The organism is Collinsella aerofaciens, from assembly GCF_015555045.1.
In the GTDB taxonomy this organism is placed as follows: Bacteria; Actinomycetota; Coriobacteriia; order Coriobacteriales; family Coriobacteriaceae; genus Collinsella; species Collinsella aerofaciens_W.
Window position 1 is genome coordinate 83966 of the sequence record NZ_JADNJQ010000005.1, and the last position, 15991, is coordinate 99956.

Sequence of the window (15991 nt, forward strand, 5' to 3'; positions counted from 1 at the left end):
GCGTGTGGTGGGCCCCTGGGCTAGAATGGCACGGAACGAATACGAAGGCCTGCGGGAGGGGAGCGCAATGTCCGAAACCGGTCTGCTGCCGGCATATCTGATCGTCGGTACCGACGGAGTCAAGCGCGATTACGCCGTCTCGCGTATGAAAGCGCGTCTGGAAAAGTCGGGTATGGTCGAGTTCAACCTCGACGAGCGCGACATGACCAAGGACCCCGATATCGAGTCCATTATCGGATCGCTCAACACCTTTCCGATGGGTAGCGAGTTTCGCCTAGTAATCCTTGACGGCTGTTCAAAGCTCGCCAAGGCGGTCTCGGAGCCGCTCGTTGAGTATCTGGCGAGTCCCAGCCCCACAACGGTCTGCCTCATCATCGCCGACTCGCTTGCCAAGAACACGCGCCTGTATAAGGCGATCGCCAAGATCGACAAGAAGGCTATCGTCGATTGCTCGGGCACCAAGCGCTGGGAGCTCCCGCGCCGCGTGCAGCAGATGGCGACGCAGCACGGAAAGTCCATCTCGACGGCGGCCGCCGAGGAGCTCGTTTCGCGCTCGGGCGAGAACACCCGCATGCTCTATAACGACTTGGCCAAGCTTGCCCAGATGGTCGAGGCATCGCAAATTGAGCTTGCCGACGTTGAGCGCTGGATTGTACGTACGGCCGAGGTTCAACCCTGGGACTTTCTCAATGCGGTCTCGGCCCGTGACATGCGCTGCTCGCTCGAGCTCTTCAATCTACTTCCCGCCAAGAGCTACGTGTGGACTTACACATTGCTGTGCGGCCGCATCCGCGAGCTTATCGTTGCCAAGGCGCTCGATGCGCGCGGACAGGGTCGTGAGCTGGCCGCAACACTCAAGCTTCAGTCCTGGCAGGTCAAGAATCACCTGACCTGGGCACGTCGCTTTTCGATGGCAGAGCTCGTCGCAGCGCTCGAGGGTGCCGTTGATGTGGAGCTCGCGCTCAAGGGTTCGGCCGATTCTGAGACCGCGCTTTTACTCTGGATTACGAACATCTTGAGAAAATCGTGATGATACCTGCCTATTTGACAAATTCGTTCTATCCCTTTGAGGGGGAGCGTGCTATAGTAGGCGCTTGCATGACCTCACCGTGTCTCAGAGGTGTCATACATTTTTTGCAAGGAACTCGAAAGGAACTCCAGAAGTGGCAAACATCAAGTCTCAGAAGAAGCGTATCCGCACCAATGAGGCAGCTCGCATGCGTAACAAGGCTGTCAAGTCCGAGCTCAAGACGCTGACCAAGCACGTCCAGTCCGCCGTCGCCGAGGGCGACGCCGAGAAGGCCCAGGCTGCCCTCAAGACCGTCACCAAGCGTCTCGACATGGCTGCTGCCAAGCATGTTATCCACAAGAACCAGGCTTCCAACCGCAAGTCCGGTCTTGCCAAGCTCGTGAACAGCATCAACGCCTAAGTTGTAAATTTCACACCAAACAGATTACGCGCATAAATGGAGCCTGTTTTATGGAACAGGCTCCATTTTTTGTACCGCTCGGGTAAGATAGTCCGCATGAATACTTCAATTGACATTTCCCACATCCGCAACTTCTCAATCGTTGCGCACATCGACCATGGCAAGTCCACGATCAGTGACCGTATCCTCGAACTCACCCATACCGTCGACGAACGCGACATGGAGTCGCAGCTGCTCGACACCATGGATATCGAGCGCGAGCGCGGCATCACGATCAAGTCCAATGCCGTTCGCGTGTCCTATGACGCCGACGATGGCGAGACGTATCTGTTCAATCTGATCGATACGCCGGGCCACGTGGACTTTACCTATGAGGTCTCGCGCTCGCTGGCAGCCTGTGAGGGCGCGGTGCTCGTTGTCGACGCCACGCAGGGCGTTGAGGCGCAGACCGTCTCTAACGCGACGCTCGCCATGAACGCCAATCTGGACATTGTGCCGGCCATCAACAAGATCGACCTGCCCTCGGCTCATCCCGACGAGGTTAAGACCGAGATCGAGGATGACCTGGCGATCCCTGCCGATGATGCCGTGTGTGTCTCGGGCAAGACCGGCGAGGGCATCCACGATCTGCTGGAGTCCATTGTCTTTCTGATCTCTCCGCCCAAGGGCGATGCGAATGCGCCGCTCAAGGCACTCATTCTGGATTCATACTTCGACGAGTATCGTGGCGTCGTCGCCACGGTGCGCATCTTTGACGGCTCCATCAAAAAGGGTGATACCCTGCGCATGATGCAGGCAAAGGGCGATTTTTTGGTCGATGGCGTGGGCGTCAAGCGTCCCGCCGAGACTCCGGTTGACGCGCTGACGGTCGGCGAGGTCGGTTACGTGGTCACGGGCCTGAAGGACCCCGAGGCCGTTCGCGTGGGCGATACCCTCACGTGGGCGTCGAATCCCTGCCCCGAGCCGCTTCCCGGCTACCGCGAGGCCAAGCCCATGGTCTATACGGGCCTGTTCCCGATCGATAACAAGGACTACGAGAACCTGCGTGACGCACTCGATAAGCTCCACGTTAACGACCCCTCGTTGGTGTGGGAGCCCGAGACCTCGGTGGCGCTCGGCTTTGGCTTCCGCGTGGGCTTCCTGGGTCTGCTGCACATGGAAGTCGTCAAGGAACGCCTGGAGCGCGAGTTCAATCTGGACCTCATTGCCACGAGTCCTTCGGTCGACTATCACGTGTACAAGACCGATGGCGAGATGATCGATGTCCGCAGCCCGCAGGACCTGCCCGAGGCCACACGTATCGAGCGCATTGAGGAGCCGTACCTCAAGGCTAAGATCATCTGTCCGCCCGAGTATACGGGTGCCGTCATGCAGCTCGCCATCGAGCACCGCGGCATTACTACCGACATGATCCATCTCACGAGCAAGTCGGTTGAGATGCGCTTCGATATGCCGCTTGCCGAGCTCATCTTGGACTTCTTTGACCAGCTCAAGAGCCGTACCAAGGGCTATGCCTCGCTCGACTACGAGTTCAACGAGTACCGTCCCTCCGAGCTTGTGAAGCTCGATATCTTGCTTTCGGGCGACGAGGTGGACGCGCTGTCGTTTATCGTCCATAAGGACAAGGCTTATGGCCTGGCCCGTGGTCTGTGCGACAAACTTAAGGAGATCATCCCGCGTCAGCTGTTCGAGGTGCCCATCCAGGGTGCCATCGGCAACAAGATCATTGCCCGCTCCACCGTCAAGGCGCGTCGCAAGGACGTGCTTGCCAAGTGCTACGGCGGCGATATCTCGCGTAAGCGCAAGCTGCTCGAGAAGCAGAAAGAGGGCAAGAAGCGCATGAAGGCCATCGGCTCAGTCGAGGTCCCGCAGGAGGCCTTTATGGCGATCCTCAAGGTGGACGAGTAGGTCTATGGCGCTTTCTGAATACAGCAAGCGGCTGCTGGGTGCTTATGCTGAGCAGCCGTTCCTTATGGCTCCTATGGCGGGCGTGACCGACCCCGCCTATCGCATCATGTGCCGCCGCCGCGGTGCCAACCTTGCCTACAGCGAGATGGTGAGCGTTGCAGGCCTTGCCTATGCCAGCAACAAGACGTGGCGCCTGGTGTTGCCGGCCGACGAGGAGCAGCAGATTTGCGTGCAGCTCTTTGGTTCCAAGCCCGATCAGTTTGTGAGTGCCGTCGCCGCCGTCGAGGAGCGTGTGGGCGATCGCCTGTCGCTCATCGATATCAATATGGCATGCCCCGCCCGCAAGGTCGTTACCAAGGGCGAGGGCTCGGCGCTCATGCGCACGCCCGACCTTGCGGAGAAGATCGTTGAGGCCACGGTGGGCGCGGCGCACGTGCCCGTGACCGTAAAGATCCGCAAGGGCTTTTACGCCGAGGACCGTAATGCCGCGACGTTTGCCCAGATGCTCGAGGGGGCAGGGGCCGCTGCGGTGGCGGTACATGGTCGCTGTGCCACGCAGCTCTATACGGGCCAGGCCGATTGGTCGATCGTCGATGAGGTGGCCGACGCCGTCGAGATTCCCGTGATCGGTTCGGGCGATGTGTTCTGCGCCGAGGATGCCGCGGAGCATCTGCGCAGCTCGGGTGCCAGCGCGGTGTTTATCGCGCGCGGCATCTACGGCAATCCGTGGGTGTTCGGCGATGCTCGCGCCCTTGCACTCGATGGCACGCCGGTACCGGCGCGCAGCTCGGTCGAGCGCCTGAACGCCCTGCGTGAACACCTAACGCTGACGCATGAGCTCCTGCCGCTCATGTCGCGTGCCCGCACGTACGCAAGCTGGTACTTAAAAGGCATGCCCCATGCCGCCGCTTGGCGTGCCCATGTGGTGCGCTGCTCCACGTATGAGGAGTTCATGGCGCTGGTCGATGAGATCGAGCACGATGTGGTGGCCTGCGAGGCTGCCCTTTCCGCCGGCGAATCGGTGCCCCCTCATCCGCTGGAGGCTTAAGGGTGGCCGTTACCGCGCTGTACGTGCATGTGCCGTTTTGCGCCCAAAAGTGCCGGTACTGCGACTTTGACTCGCGCAGTTTTGCTCCGTGCGACCTGAGCGCTGCGCTCGATGTCTATTTTGAGCAGTTGTTCGCGCGCCTCGATGCTTTTGGCAAGGCTGGGGCCCTTGACCAGATCCGCACCGTCTATATTGGTGGCGGTACGCCGTCGCTGGCGGGGAAGCGCCTGGTGGAGCTGGCGCGGCGTATTCGTGCGTGGTGCGCCCCCGTTGAGTTTACCTGCGAGGCCAATCCCGAGTCGCTGTCCGCCGAGCTTGCCGCTGCACTTGTCAAGGTTGGTGTCACACGCGTCTCTCTGGGCGTGCAAACGCTCGATAACACCGAACTTACTGCCATCGGCCGTATTCACGATGCCGATCGGGCGCTCGCCGCTATCGCGATGGTCAAGAACGCTGGGCTTGACGTGTCGTGCGACCTTATGTGTGGACTTCCCGGGCAGACCGCAGTGAGTTGGAAGCGCACGCTCGATGGCGTGCTGGCGGCGGCTCCGCATCATGTGTCGGTTTACCCGCTCACGCTCGAGGAGGGGACGCCCCTCTATCGCATGGCGTGCCGCGACGAGTCGCTCGAGCCTGATGAGGATTTTCAAGCTTCGTGCATGGACGTGGCACGCGAGCTCCTGGGTGCCGCTGGCTATCACCCGTATGAGGTGGCGAGCTACGCGCTCGACGGCCATGAGTGCGCCCATAACATTGCTTACTGGACCGGCCGGGGCTATTTGGGCCTGGGTCGCTCTGCCGCCGGTATGCTCGACGCCGAGGATTTTGATCGCTTGGCCGGGCTGTTTCCCGGCGTGTCTGCTCGCGGCGATGCGTACCGCGTGCGACTGGTGCAACGTGACGATGCCGCGACGACGTTTGATTTCGAGTATCTGTCGCAGCGTGAGGCTGCGGCTGAAGACCTGATGCTCGCTTGTCGCATGACGCGCGGTATTGCATCCGACCTGTTGATTCGTGCGGCTTGCGTCATCCCAACGGGCGAGCTGGCAGCTGTCTGCGATCGCGCGCTCGAATTGGGTCTTGCCACTTGGGTGCCCGAGACGCTCGGGGTCCATGAGGGACCCCTCACTTCGGCAGATGTCGTCGCGGGCCGCGTTCGCGCTCGTCTGGCGCCGACACACCTGGGCTGGCTCGATGGAAATGTTCTGTTCGAGCTGTTTTGGGATCTAGCTTAGGCCGCTCGGGTAGAATTACCGGAATATATACGCTGCTGTGAGCAGGAGGTTGCCGCGCATGGCGACGATGAACGAAAAAGATTACTACGAGATTCTGGGTGTCTCCAAGGACGCCACCTCGCGTGATATTCAAAAGGCCTTCCAGCAAAAGGCCCGCAAGCTCCATCCGGACGTCAACAAAGAGCCGGGTGCCGAGGAAAAGTTTAAAGAGGTTTCCGAGGCCTACGCCGTGCTTTCGGATGAGCAAAAACGTGCGCGCTACGACGCCATGCGTTCTGGCAATCCCTTCGCCGGTGCTCCTACGGCTTCGCCCTATGGCGGCGGCTACACCGGCAGCGCGGGCTATGGCAATCCCTTTGAGGGCGGTTTTCCCTTTGGTGGCGCCTGGGGCCAGCCGCGTCGCGGGCAGGCTGCCTACAATCCCGAGAACGGCGCCAACGTGGTCGTCGATATCAAACTCGACGCCAAGGAGGCCAAGGGCGGTGCCCGCAAGACCGTCCGCTACACGCGCTTCGATACCTGTAACAACTGCGGCGGTTCGGGCTCCGTTTCGTCTGAGCATGCCCATACCTGCCCAAGCTGCGGTGGCCGCGGCCACATCGACGTTGACCTGTCCTTCCTGTTTGGTGCGGGCACGTTCCAGTCGGTCTGCCCCGAGTGCGGCGGTTCCGGTAAGGTCGTGGCCGACCCCTGTCCTGATTGCGGCGGCAGCGGTCGTACTCGCGTAACCTCCGAGCAGACGATTGAGTTTCCTGCCGGCACGCACGATGGCGACGAGGTCCGCATTGGCGGCATGGGCCATGCTGGCACCAACGGTGCCGCGGGCGGCGATCTGGTCGGCCGCGCCCATGTTGAGGCCGAGCGCTTGGAAGGCAAAGCTCGTACCGGTTTTTACCTGATGGGCATCGTGGCGCCGTTTTTGGTACTCTCGGCCATCTCGGGCGTGTTCTCGGCCTTTGCCGTGATGTGCTTTATTCCGTTTACCATGGGCCTGTTCATGGTGCTTTCGGACGGTGTGCTTCATCGCAGTCTGCTGTGGTGGAAGCGCGGTGCGATGCAGTTTGCCAACGGTTTTGCCAACGGCTTCATGTTCGCGCTCGTGTCGGTTTGGTTTGCGAGCTGCTCGCAACGGGCCATGCTTTCGCCGTACCAAATGCAATAACATCAAACCCTCTGTTTGCGGCCGGCCCAGCTTGGGTATAGGACGCACTGTGACAATAATGAAAGTCGGAAGGATTAGGTCGTGTCGGAAAATAGGGATTACTACGAGGTGCTTGGCGTCGACAGGGATGCCGACGCGCGGACGATTAAGCGCGCGTTTCTAAAGAAGGCCCGTACCGTACACCCGGACGTTTCGGACGACCCCGAGGCCGAGGCCAAGTTCAAGGAGCTCAACGAGGCCTATTCCGTTCTTTCCGATGAGCAGAAGCGTGCTAACTACGACCGTTACGGCACCGCCGACGGCCCTGGTGGTTCGGGCTACGTCGATATCAACGATATCTTTGGTGGCATGGGCATGGACGACTTGTTCTCGTCGTTCTTTGGCGGCGGTGCCGGCGGTGGCGCCCGCAGCCGTCGTGAGCGTCGTCGCGGACGTGACATGGCCATCTCGCTTTCGGTGACGCTCGAGGAGGCGGCGCTCGGCTGCAAAAAGACGATCAGCTATGACCGCCTTGCTCCCTGCGAGGATTGCAACGGTACGGGCAAGGCTGACGGTGCGACCGAAAAACAGTGCAGCCGCTGCCACGGCACGGGCTATGTCACCACGGTCCAGCGCTCTTTTTTGGGCCAGGTTCAGTCTTCCTCGCCTTGTCCCGACTGCCATGGCGAGGGCACGGTTATCGACCATCCCTGTGAGACCTGCGACGGTCAGGGCCGCACGCCTTCGCACGAAAAGATCGACATCGATATTCCCGCCGGCGTTTCGACCGGTCGCCAGCTGCGTGTGGGCGGCTTTGGCGAGGCCGGCCTTCGCGGCGAGCCCTCGGGCGACCTGATTGTCAACGTGCGTGTTGCCGACCATGAGCGCTTTAAGCGCAACGGTGACGACCTGTACCTGGTGAGCGATATTTCGATTGCGCAGGCTGCACTCGGCTGCGAGATCGAGGTCGAGGGCATTATGCCCGACGAGGTCGTTAAGGTGACGGTTCCCGCCGGCGCCCAGTACGGCGACACCGTGAGCGTCAATAATTACGGCATGCCGCGCATTGGCGGTGGCGGTTCGCGTGGCCGCCTGATCGTGCAACTGCGCGTTGTCGTTCCCACCAATCTTTCCAATAAGCAACGCGAGCTGCTCCGTGCTTTTGCCGATGAGATGGGCGATGACGTCACTTCCGGTAAGAAGTCGGTGACCGACCGTATCAAGAGTGCCCTCGACGATATCCTCGATTAAGGAGCCCGCGTGCTCGCACCCCATATTTCCGTCGTCAACCTCGGCTGCCGTGTCAACCGGGTTGAGTCTGACCGTATCACTGCCGATCTTATGCGCCTGGGCTTTGCTATTGTGGAGCCCCAGGATGCCGATCTGATCGTCATTAACACCTGTGCCGTTACGGGCGAGGCCGAGGCCAAGACCCGTAAGGCCGTCCGCCATGCGCTGGCCCATCCAAACGAGCCCTATGTGCTCGTGACCGGATGCGTGGTCAATTTGCATCCCGAGGAGCTGCTGGAGCTTTCGAACCGCGTGATCGCCGAGCCGTCCAAGATCGATGTCGCCGAACGTGTCTGTGAGGTGCTGGGTGTCGAATCCGATAGCGTTCCCGCCTGCAGCGATGGCGAGGTGGTCGATGCGCTCGGTCGCTCTCGCCTGGGCGTGAAGATTCAGGACGGCTGCAACCATCGCTGCACCTATTGCATTGTGTGGAAGGCACGCGGCCCCGAGCGCTCCGTGCCCGTCGAGTCCGTGCTCGAGCAAGTTCGCGAGGCCCAGGAGGCCGGCGTGCCCGAGGTGGTGCTGACCGGTGTGAACCTGGGTGCCTACGATGGCAAGAGCGCGACCGACGAGCACGTCGAAATCGATGAGCTGCTCGAGGCCATCATGGAGCGCACGTCTATTCCGCATGTGCGCATTTCCTCGGTCGAGCCCATGGATATCTCCGAGCGCCTGCTTAAGGTTATGGCGCGCTATCCGCAGCGTATCGCCCCGTTTTTGCACCTGCCCGTGCAGTCCGGCTGCACGGCGACCCTGCATCGCATGGGCCGTCCCTATAGCGCCGAGGCCTTTGAGGACACGGTGCGTATGATTCGTGCCATCTTGCCCCAGGCGTCCCTTTCGTGCGATGTCATCGTCGGTTTTCCTGGTGAGACGGACGAGGAGTTCGAGGAATCGCTGGCGCTGTGCCGCCGTGTGGGTTTCTCGCGTATGCACGTGTTTCGCTACAGCAGGCGTCCCGGTACCCTTGCTGCCGACATGCCCGACCAGGTGCCACCCGAGGTTATGGCCGAGCGCAGCCGCCGTATGCGGGCCGCCGCACAGGAGCTCGCTATTGCCGACGCTCGTCGTCGCGTGGGCACGGTCGAGCGTGCCGTGCTCGAGTATGGTGACAACCTGACGCTCGGCTCGTTCCATCATGCCCGTCTTGACGATACCTGTGGACTTACAGCCCCGTGCCTGCTCGATGTTGCTATCATCGGAGTCGATGATTCCGGCTTGGTCCATGCACGCAGGGAGGTTCATGGAAGCCTCGAAGATTAGACTTACCGTTCCCGAGGGGATTGATTCCTCGCGCGTTTTGGGCGCCGGCGACGGCGTCCTTCGTGCGCTCGAGAGCTTGGTTCGCGCCCATGTGGTCGCCCGTGGCGATAGCATCTCCGTGAGCGGCGACCCGGACGAGGTCGAACTCGTGGCGCGCTTTTTCGAGCACGCTTTTCGCGAGGCGGCCGCCGGGCGCACGCTGTCTGCCGACGATGTCTCTCGCTGCCTGGCCGTCTTGCGTGACGGTGAGCACGAGGCTACGTCGCTTCGCGATGACGTGCTGCTTTCGTATCGCGGCCGCGTCATTCGCCCCAAGACGCTCGGGCAAAAGCGCTATGTGGATGCCATCCGCTCGCATACCATCACGTTTGGCTTGGGTCCTGCCGGTACCGGTAAGACCTATCTGGCTATGGCGCTCGCCATTGCCGCGCTCAAGCGTCACGAGGTGGGCCGTCTGATCTTGACGCGTCCGGTTGTCGAGGCGGGGGAGAATCTGGGCTTTTTGCCCGGCACCCTCGAGGAAAAGATCGATCCCTACATGCGTCCGCTTTACGACGCCCTTTTTGACATGATGGATCGCGAGCGCACCGATGAGCTTATGGAGCGCGGCGTGATCGAGATCGCCCCGCTTGCCTACATGCGCGGCCGCACGCTGAGTGATGCCTTTGTGGTGCTCGACGAGGCGCAAAATACCACTCCCGAGCAGATGAAGATGTTCCTGACGCGCCTGGGCTTCAACTCCAAGTTCGTGATTACCGGCGACCTGAGCCAGCGTGACCTGGTGGGTCGTCGTGGTGGCTTGGCGGATGTCGAGAAGATTTTGGGCCGTGTCGATGATGTCGCATTTTCGCACCTCGAGCGTGCCGACGTGGTGCGCCATGCCTTGGTGGGACGTATCGTCGAGGCATACGATATTTATGATGATGTGCGCGAGCAGCGCGTACGTGACCGAAAGGAGTCCCGTTGAGTGTATTGATCAGCAACGATGCCGAGCTCGATACGCTGCTCGACGCGCAGGAGGTGGAGCACATCTGCGAGGTTGTGCTTGCCGCCGAGGGCGTTGAGCGTGAAGTCGAGATTTCCCTTTCGTATGTCGACGAGGACGAGATGCACGAGCTCAACCACGAGTGGCGCGGTATCGACCGCACCACCGATGTGCTCTCGTTTGAATGCGACTCGGCCTTTGACGAGGATATTCCCGCCGACGAGACGCTCGAGCTCGGCGATATCATCTTGGCCCCGCAGGTCATTGCCCGTCAGGCCCCCGGCTTTGGCAATAGCCCTGCCGACGAGTGCCGCCTGATGCTCGTGCATGGAATGCTGCACCTGCTGGGGTATGACCACATTGAGGACGATGAGGCCGAGGTCATGGAGGCCCGCGAGGACGCCATTCTGCGCGATCTGGCGCTCGAGCGCGGCGAGGACCCCAAGCTAGTCCACGTCGGCCCCATCACCAACCACGCCCACGACTAGGAGCCGTCTATGATTCCCGGATCGAACAAGGACCATCCGTCCTTCTTAAAGTCGTTCTCCTACGCCATGGAGGGCTTCGTTACCGCCGTCAAGACCGAGCGCAACATCAAGGTCATGCTCGTGGCGGGCGTGTGCACCATTATTGCCGGCTGTATCGTGGGGCTCGACATTGCCGAGTGGGCCACGATTATCATCTGTTGTGGCCTGGTGATTCACGGCGAGCTGTGCAACACCGCTATGGAGGCTATCGTCGACCTGGCGACCCAGGAGCTCCATCCGCTGGCTAAGCGTGCGAAGGACATCGCCGCCGCCTCTGTATACGTTCTTTCCATCACCGCCGCGATTGTGGGCGTGCTGGTATTTGCCCACGCGCTCGGCTTTATTTAGAAAGGGATTCCCATGTCCGACAATATGCAGCCTACCGATGAGATCCTGGACGACGAGACTTTGGACGCAGTGGATACCGAGGGGCTCGAGGATGTCGAGGAGTTCGACCCGTTTGAGGGCATGAGCGATGAGGAGCTCGACGCCCTGTGCGACGAGGACGACAACCTCGCGGGCTTTGGCGACGTTGAGCCTGGTTTCCGCAGCGGCTTCGTGGCCCTGGTCGGACGCCCCAACGCAGGCAAGTCCACATTGCTTAATGCCTGCTATGGCAAAAAGGTCGCCATCACCTCGCCGGTGGCCCAGACGACCCGTCGCCGCATGCGCGCCGTCGTCAACCGTCCCGGCTACCAGCTAGTCTTTGTCGATACCCCGGGTATTCATAAGCCCAAGGACGGTCTGGGATCCGAGCTCAACAAGAGCGCGTTGTTCGAGCTGAACGATGTCGATGTCGTCGCGTTTTTGATTGATGCCACCAAGCCGATCGGCAGGGGAGACGCTTGGGTTGCCGAGCGCGTCAGATGCGCCCGTTGCAAGAAGGTCCTGGTGCTCACCAAGGCCGATGAGGCCGATCCCGCCCAGGTTATGGAACAGCTCAAGGCCGCCCACGAGCTCATGGAGTATGACGACGAGATCGTGACGTCGTCGGTCAAGAACTTCAACGTCGATGCCTTTATCGAGACCGTTGCGCACTTTTTGCCCGAGGGTCCGCGTTGGTTCCCCGAGGACATGGGTACCGACGCTTCCGATGAGACGCTCGTTGCCGAGTTTGTGCGCGAGAAGGTCTTGCGCCGCACCCGTGATGAGATCCCGCACTCCGTGGGCGTGATCTGCGATGCGCTCGAGCAGACCAAGAAGGTGCTGCGCGTGCACGCCACCATTTATGTTGAGCGCGAGGGCCAAAAGGGCATCATCATCGGTAAGGGCGGCGAGATGATCAAGCATATCGGTATCGACGCCCGTCGCGATCTTGAGCGCATCTTTGGCACGCAGGTCTTTTTGGAGCTGGACGTGAAGGTCAAGGCCGGCTGGCGCGACGACGAGGCCCAGATTCGCCGCTTTGGCTACAACGCCGAGGACTAAGGACGCGCGGCGCGCATGACAGGCTCCCGGACATATCGCACCAAGGTGCTCGTCCTCGACAAGACGAAGCTCAAAGAGACCGACCTGATCTTGACGATGCTTGACGAGCGGGGGCGGCAGGTTCGTGCCGTGGCAAAGGGCGCCCGCAAACCCGGCGGACGCCTGGCTGCGCGCTGCGAGCTGTTCTGTACGGTAGATATGCTGCTCGCACATGGACGGTCACTCGACGTGGTTTCCCAGGCCGAGCTTATGGAGGCGCCGCTCGGCGTTGCGCCCGATTACGAGACGACCTGCGCCGCAAGCGCGATCGCCGAGGTCGCGCGCGTGTGCTCGTTCGAGGACGCCGAGGACCCGTTTACCTTTGCTATAACGCAGCGAGCGCTTGCCCTGGTGGGCAGCGGGCTCGACACGGCGCATATGGATCTACTTGTGGCGGCATATGTCTTTAAGCTGCTGTCGCACGTTGGCTATCGACCCGATTTTTCGGCCTGCGTGCTGTGCGGAGACCCCATGCTGTCGTATTTTTCGCCCCAGGCGGGCGGCCTCATGTGCGGGTCGTGCGCGTCGAGCGTTCCAGGTGCCGAACTGGTGTCGACCGGTGAGGCCGCATGGCTGCGCGCCCTCATGTCCATGACCTTCGATGCGCTTTTGGCCGAGCGAATCGACCCGCATACCGCAGCCTTTTTGCTGGGGCTTTCGCATGTTTGGGCTGCGACGCACACCGATCAGCGCCTCCGTGCGATGGAATTCATGTTGGGTCGGTGATGATGCGCAGGCGCGGGCTGCTTGTGGTAACATACCGACCTGTTGGTACCTCGACCTTGGTTGCTCGCTCCACCGGCGGCTTCCCAGTCCGAGGCGAATCGAGTCGCCCGATGGCGACGCAAAACGAAAGGTGAAACAATGACTGTTTCCAAAGAGCGCAAGGCGGAGCTGACTGCCCAGTTCGGTAACACCCCGGTCGACACCGGCAACCCCAAGGTTCAGGTCGCCATCCTGTCCGAGCGCATCAAGGAGCTGACCGAGCACATGAAGTCCCACCAGAAGGACTTCCACACCCGTCGTGGCCTGCTCATGCTCGTCGGCCGTCGTCGTCGTCTTCTCTCCTACATCAAGAAGAACGACATCGTCGAGTACCGTGAGCTCATCAAGGCTCTGGGCATTCGCGACAATATTCAGTAGTGAACTTGTACATGCTAAGAGCGTCCTGCATGCGGGACGCTCTTTTTGTGTAAGGGCGTGAACAATCACGCTCTGAAGCGTGGCGGGGGCAGGGGGCCCGCGTCACATGAGAAGCCCGCAGGCAAGGGGCCTGTGGGGTAAAGGAGAACAATGACACTCGTATCCAAGACCTTTGAGCTGTACGGCAAGACCTACACCTTTGAGTCCGGCGAGCTTGCCAAGCAGGCCACTGGCGCCTGTCTGGTCAAGCAGGGCGACACCACGATGCTCGATACCGTGGTCGTCTCCAAGGAGCGCAAGAACTATGACTTCTTCCCGCTGACCGTCGACTTCAACGAGAAGATGTACGCTGCCGGCCGCATCCCGGGTGGCTACCTCAAGCGTGAGGGCCGTCCCAGCGAGAAGGCCACGCTCACCGCGCGCATGATCGACCGTCCGATTCGCCCGAGCTTCCCGGACGGCTTCCGCAACGAGGTGCACATCGTCGCTACCTCGCTTGTCGCCGACCAGGTCAACCCCTTTGACGTCATCAACGTCATGGGTGCCTCTTTGGCTATGACGCTCGGCGGCGTGCCCTTTGAGGGCCCGCTTGCTTGTGTGCGCATCGGCCGCAACGTGGAGACCGGCGAGTTTATCGTCAATCCCACCTACGAGGAGCGCGAGAACTCCGATCTGGACCTGGAGCTGGGCGGCTCTGCCGACTTCATCTCGATGGTCGAGGCCGGCGCCGAGGAGATCTCCGAGGACGACATGCTCGCCGCCATGAAGTTTGGCCAGGAGGCCCTTGCTGCCTTCTGCCAGGCTCAGGACGAGTTCGTTGCCGAGTGGGAGCAGGTCAACGGACCCATCGTCAAGAAGGAGTACCCGCTCGATCAGCCCGTCGAGGAGGTCCAGGAGCGCATCTTCGCCCACTACGACGAGATGGCAGCCGCCCTTCGCGATGCCGACAAGCTTTCCCGTATCGGTAAGGTCGAGGCTCTGAAGGAGTCCATCCGCGCCGAGTTCACCGAGGAGGAGCAGGCCGCTTGGGAGCGCGAGATCCCCGTGGCGCTCAAGAAGCTTGAGAAGAAGGCCATGCGCACCATGGTCGTCGAGACCGGCGAGCGCGTCGACGGCCGTGCCGCCGACGAGATTCGCCCCATCATGGTGAAGGATAACTACCTGCCTCTCGTTCACGGCTCCGGCCTGTTCCAGCGCGGCCAGACCCAGGTGCTCTCCGTCCTGTCACTCGGTATGCTCAACGAGGGCCAGCGTCTGGATACCATTGAGCCCACCGAGGGCAAGCGCTACATGCACCACTACAACTTCCCGCCGTTCTGCACCGGCGAGACCGGCCGCATGGGCAGCCCCAAGCGCCGCGAGATCGGCCATGGCAACCTGGCCGAGCGCGCCCTGCTTCCGGTGCTCCCCGACGAGAACGAGTTCCCTTATGCCATCCGCGTCGTCTCCGAGGTCATGGAGTCCAACGGTTCCTCTTCGATGGCTTCGACCTGCGGCTCCACGCTCGCCCTTATGGACGGCGGCGTGCCCATTAAGCGCCCGGTCTCCGGTATCGCCATGGGCCTGATCCAGGAGGAGGGCAAGACCGTGGTCCTGTCCGACATCCAGGGTCTCGAGGACTTCCTGGGCGACATGGACTTTAAGGTCACCGGCACCACCGAGGGCATCACCGCCCTGCAGATGGACAACAAGGCCACCGGCCTCACCTTCGACATCCTGGCCCGCGCCTTGCAGCAGGCCAAGGAGGGTCGCGCCTTCATCCTGCAGAAGATGCTCGATGTGATCCCCGAGCCGCGTCACACCACGCGCAGCACCGCCCCGCGCATCGTCTCCATCCAGGTTCCGACCGACAAGATCCGCGACGTCATCGGTTCCGGCGGTAAGGTTATCCGCGGCATCCAGGACGAGACCGGCGCCTCGGTCGACATCCAGGAGGATGGTACCGTCTTTGTCGGCGGCACCGGCGAGTCCGTCGACCAGGCCGTCGAGCGTATCAAGCTCATCATCAAGGTTCCCGAGCCGGGCGAGGAGTACACCGGTCGTGTGGTCTCCATCCAGCCCTTCGGCGCCTTCGTCAACCTGCTGCCCGGTAAGGACGGCCTGCTGCACATCTCCCGCGTCGCCAAGGGCCGCGTGGAGAAGGTCGAGGACGTCCTCAACGTGGGCGACGAGGTCAAGGTCGTCGTCATCGAGGTTGACGATCGCGGCAAGATCTCGCTCGATCGTCTTGACAAGCCCGAGGCCCCGGCTCGCGCCGAGGGTGCTTCCGAGGGCGACGGCGAGCACTTCCAGCGCCGTGAGCGTCCGCGTCGCGAGCGCTCCGAGCGCAGCGACCGTCCGCGCCGTCCCGGCGACAACGGAGGCCGCAAGCCCCGCCGTCACCACGACGCCGAGTAACAGCTAAACATAAGCAGCTCAACAAGGGCGACTCCGGACAGGGGTCGCCCTTTTGCTTGCGCCCGGGAGGGGCGCATATGAAGTTTCCTGCTCTACAGTCCTGCGCAAGACGGAAAGCACATTAAGTGCTTTCCTTTGCGTGCGGAACTCGCGATAA

15 protein-coding genes are annotated in these 15991 nt (G+C 61.5%); all 15 read left to right on the forward strand.

The genetic code is table 11. The features are described 5' to 3' along the window. The first annotated feature begins 67 nt into the window (after nucleotides 1-67). Complete coding sequence (gene holA, locus I2E45_RS03240; RefSeq protein WP_195444230.1) at nucleotides 68-1030, forward strand: DNA polymerase III subunit delta; 963 nt, start codon at nucleotides 68-70, stop codon at nucleotides 1028-1030. A 133-nt stretch (nucleotides 1031-1163) separates the two neighbouring features. Next, nucleotides 1164-1430 (forward strand): 30S ribosomal protein S20, encoded by a 267-nt coding sequence (gene rpsT / locus I2E45_RS03245; protein ID WP_022094714.1) that lies wholly within the window; start codon nucleotides 1164-1166, stop codon nucleotides 1428-1430. A 96-nt stretch (nucleotides 1431-1526) separates the two neighbouring features. Continuing rightward, on the forward strand, nucleotides 1527-3338 hold the full coding sequence (lepA, locus tag I2E45_RS03250; RefSeq protein WP_195444232.1) for a translation elongation factor 4: 1812 nt from the start codon (nucleotides 1527-1529) through the stop codon (nucleotides 3336-3338). 4 nt (nucleotides 3339-3342) lie between these two features. After that, nucleotides 3343-4386, forward strand: a complete 1044-nt coding sequence (gene dusB / locus I2E45_RS03255; RefSeq protein ID WP_195444234.1) for a tRNA dihydrouridine synthase DusB — start codon at nucleotides 3343-3345, stop codon at nucleotides 4384-4386. Between the two features lie 2 nt (nucleotides 4387-4388). After that, nucleotides 4389-5621: a radical SAM family heme chaperone HemW gene (gene hemW, locus I2E45_RS03260; RefSeq protein WP_195444236.1), complete on the forward strand. Its 1233-nt coding sequence runs from the start codon at nucleotides 4389-4391 to the stop codon at nucleotides 5619-5621. Between the two features lie 58 nt (nucleotides 5622-5679). Further along, on the forward strand, nucleotides 5680-6783 hold the full coding sequence (locus tag I2E45_RS03265) for a DnaJ domain-containing protein (protein ID WP_195444238.1): 1104 nt from the start codon (nucleotides 5680-5682) through the stop codon (nucleotides 6781-6783). A gap of 81 nt (nucleotides 6784-6864) precedes the next feature. Further along, nucleotides 6865-8013 carry a molecular chaperone DnaJ gene (gene dnaJ / locus I2E45_RS03270; RefSeq protein ID WP_195444240.1) on the forward strand — a complete coding sequence of 383 codons (1149 nt, stop codon included), beginning with the start codon at nucleotides 6865-6867 and terminating at the stop codon, nucleotides 8011-8013. Nucleotides 8014-8022: 9 nt separating this feature from the next. Beyond that, on the forward strand, nucleotides 8023-9315 hold the full coding sequence (locus tag I2E45_RS03275; RefSeq protein ID WP_195444242.1) for a MiaB/RimO family radical SAM methylthiotransferase: 1293 nt from the start codon (nucleotides 8023-8025) through the stop codon (nucleotides 9313-9315). After that, on the forward strand, nucleotides 9296-10282 hold the full coding sequence (locus tag I2E45_RS03280) for a PhoH family protein (protein ID WP_195444244.1): 987 nt from the start codon (nucleotides 9296-9298) through the stop codon (nucleotides 10280-10282). Before I2E45_RS03275 ends, I2E45_RS03280 begins: the two co-directional genes overlap by 20 nt. Further along, nucleotides 10279-10788, forward strand: a complete 510-nt coding sequence (gene ybeY, locus I2E45_RS03285; protein WP_117564282.1) for an rRNA maturation RNase YbeY — start codon at nucleotides 10279-10281, stop codon at nucleotides 10786-10788. Before I2E45_RS03280 ends, ybeY begins: the two co-directional genes overlap by 4 nt. A 9-nt stretch (nucleotides 10789-10797) precedes the next feature. Then, nucleotides 10798-11175 (forward strand): diacylglycerol kinase family protein, encoded by a 378-nt coding sequence (locus I2E45_RS03290; protein ID WP_195444246.1) that lies wholly within the window; start codon nucleotides 10798-10800, stop codon nucleotides 11173-11175. A 12-nt stretch (nucleotides 11176-11187) separates the two neighbouring features. Beyond that, complete coding sequence (era, locus tag I2E45_RS03295) at nucleotides 11188-12255, forward strand: GTPase Era (RefSeq protein ID WP_195444248.1); 1068 nt, start codon at nucleotides 11188-11190, stop codon at nucleotides 12253-12255. 15 nt (nucleotides 12256-12270) lie between these two features. Next, a complete protein-coding gene (gene recO / locus I2E45_RS03300) occupies nucleotides 12271-13020 on the forward strand; it encodes a DNA repair protein RecO (protein ID WP_195444251.1) in 750 nt (249 codons plus the stop codon). Between the two features lie 138 nt (nucleotides 13021-13158). After that, nucleotides 13159-13437, forward strand: coding sequence for a 30S ribosomal protein S15 (gene rpsO, locus I2E45_RS03305; RefSeq protein ID WP_035138510.1), 279 nt, complete (start codon nucleotides 13159-13161; stop codon nucleotides 13435-13437). A 150-nt stretch (nucleotides 13438-13587) separates the two neighbouring features. After that, nucleotides 13588-15834, forward strand: coding sequence for a polyribonucleotide nucleotidyltransferase (locus I2E45_RS03310; RefSeq protein WP_055309899.1), 2247 nt, complete (start codon nucleotides 13588-13590; stop codon nucleotides 15832-15834). Nucleotides 15835-15991 lie beyond the last annotated feature (157 nt).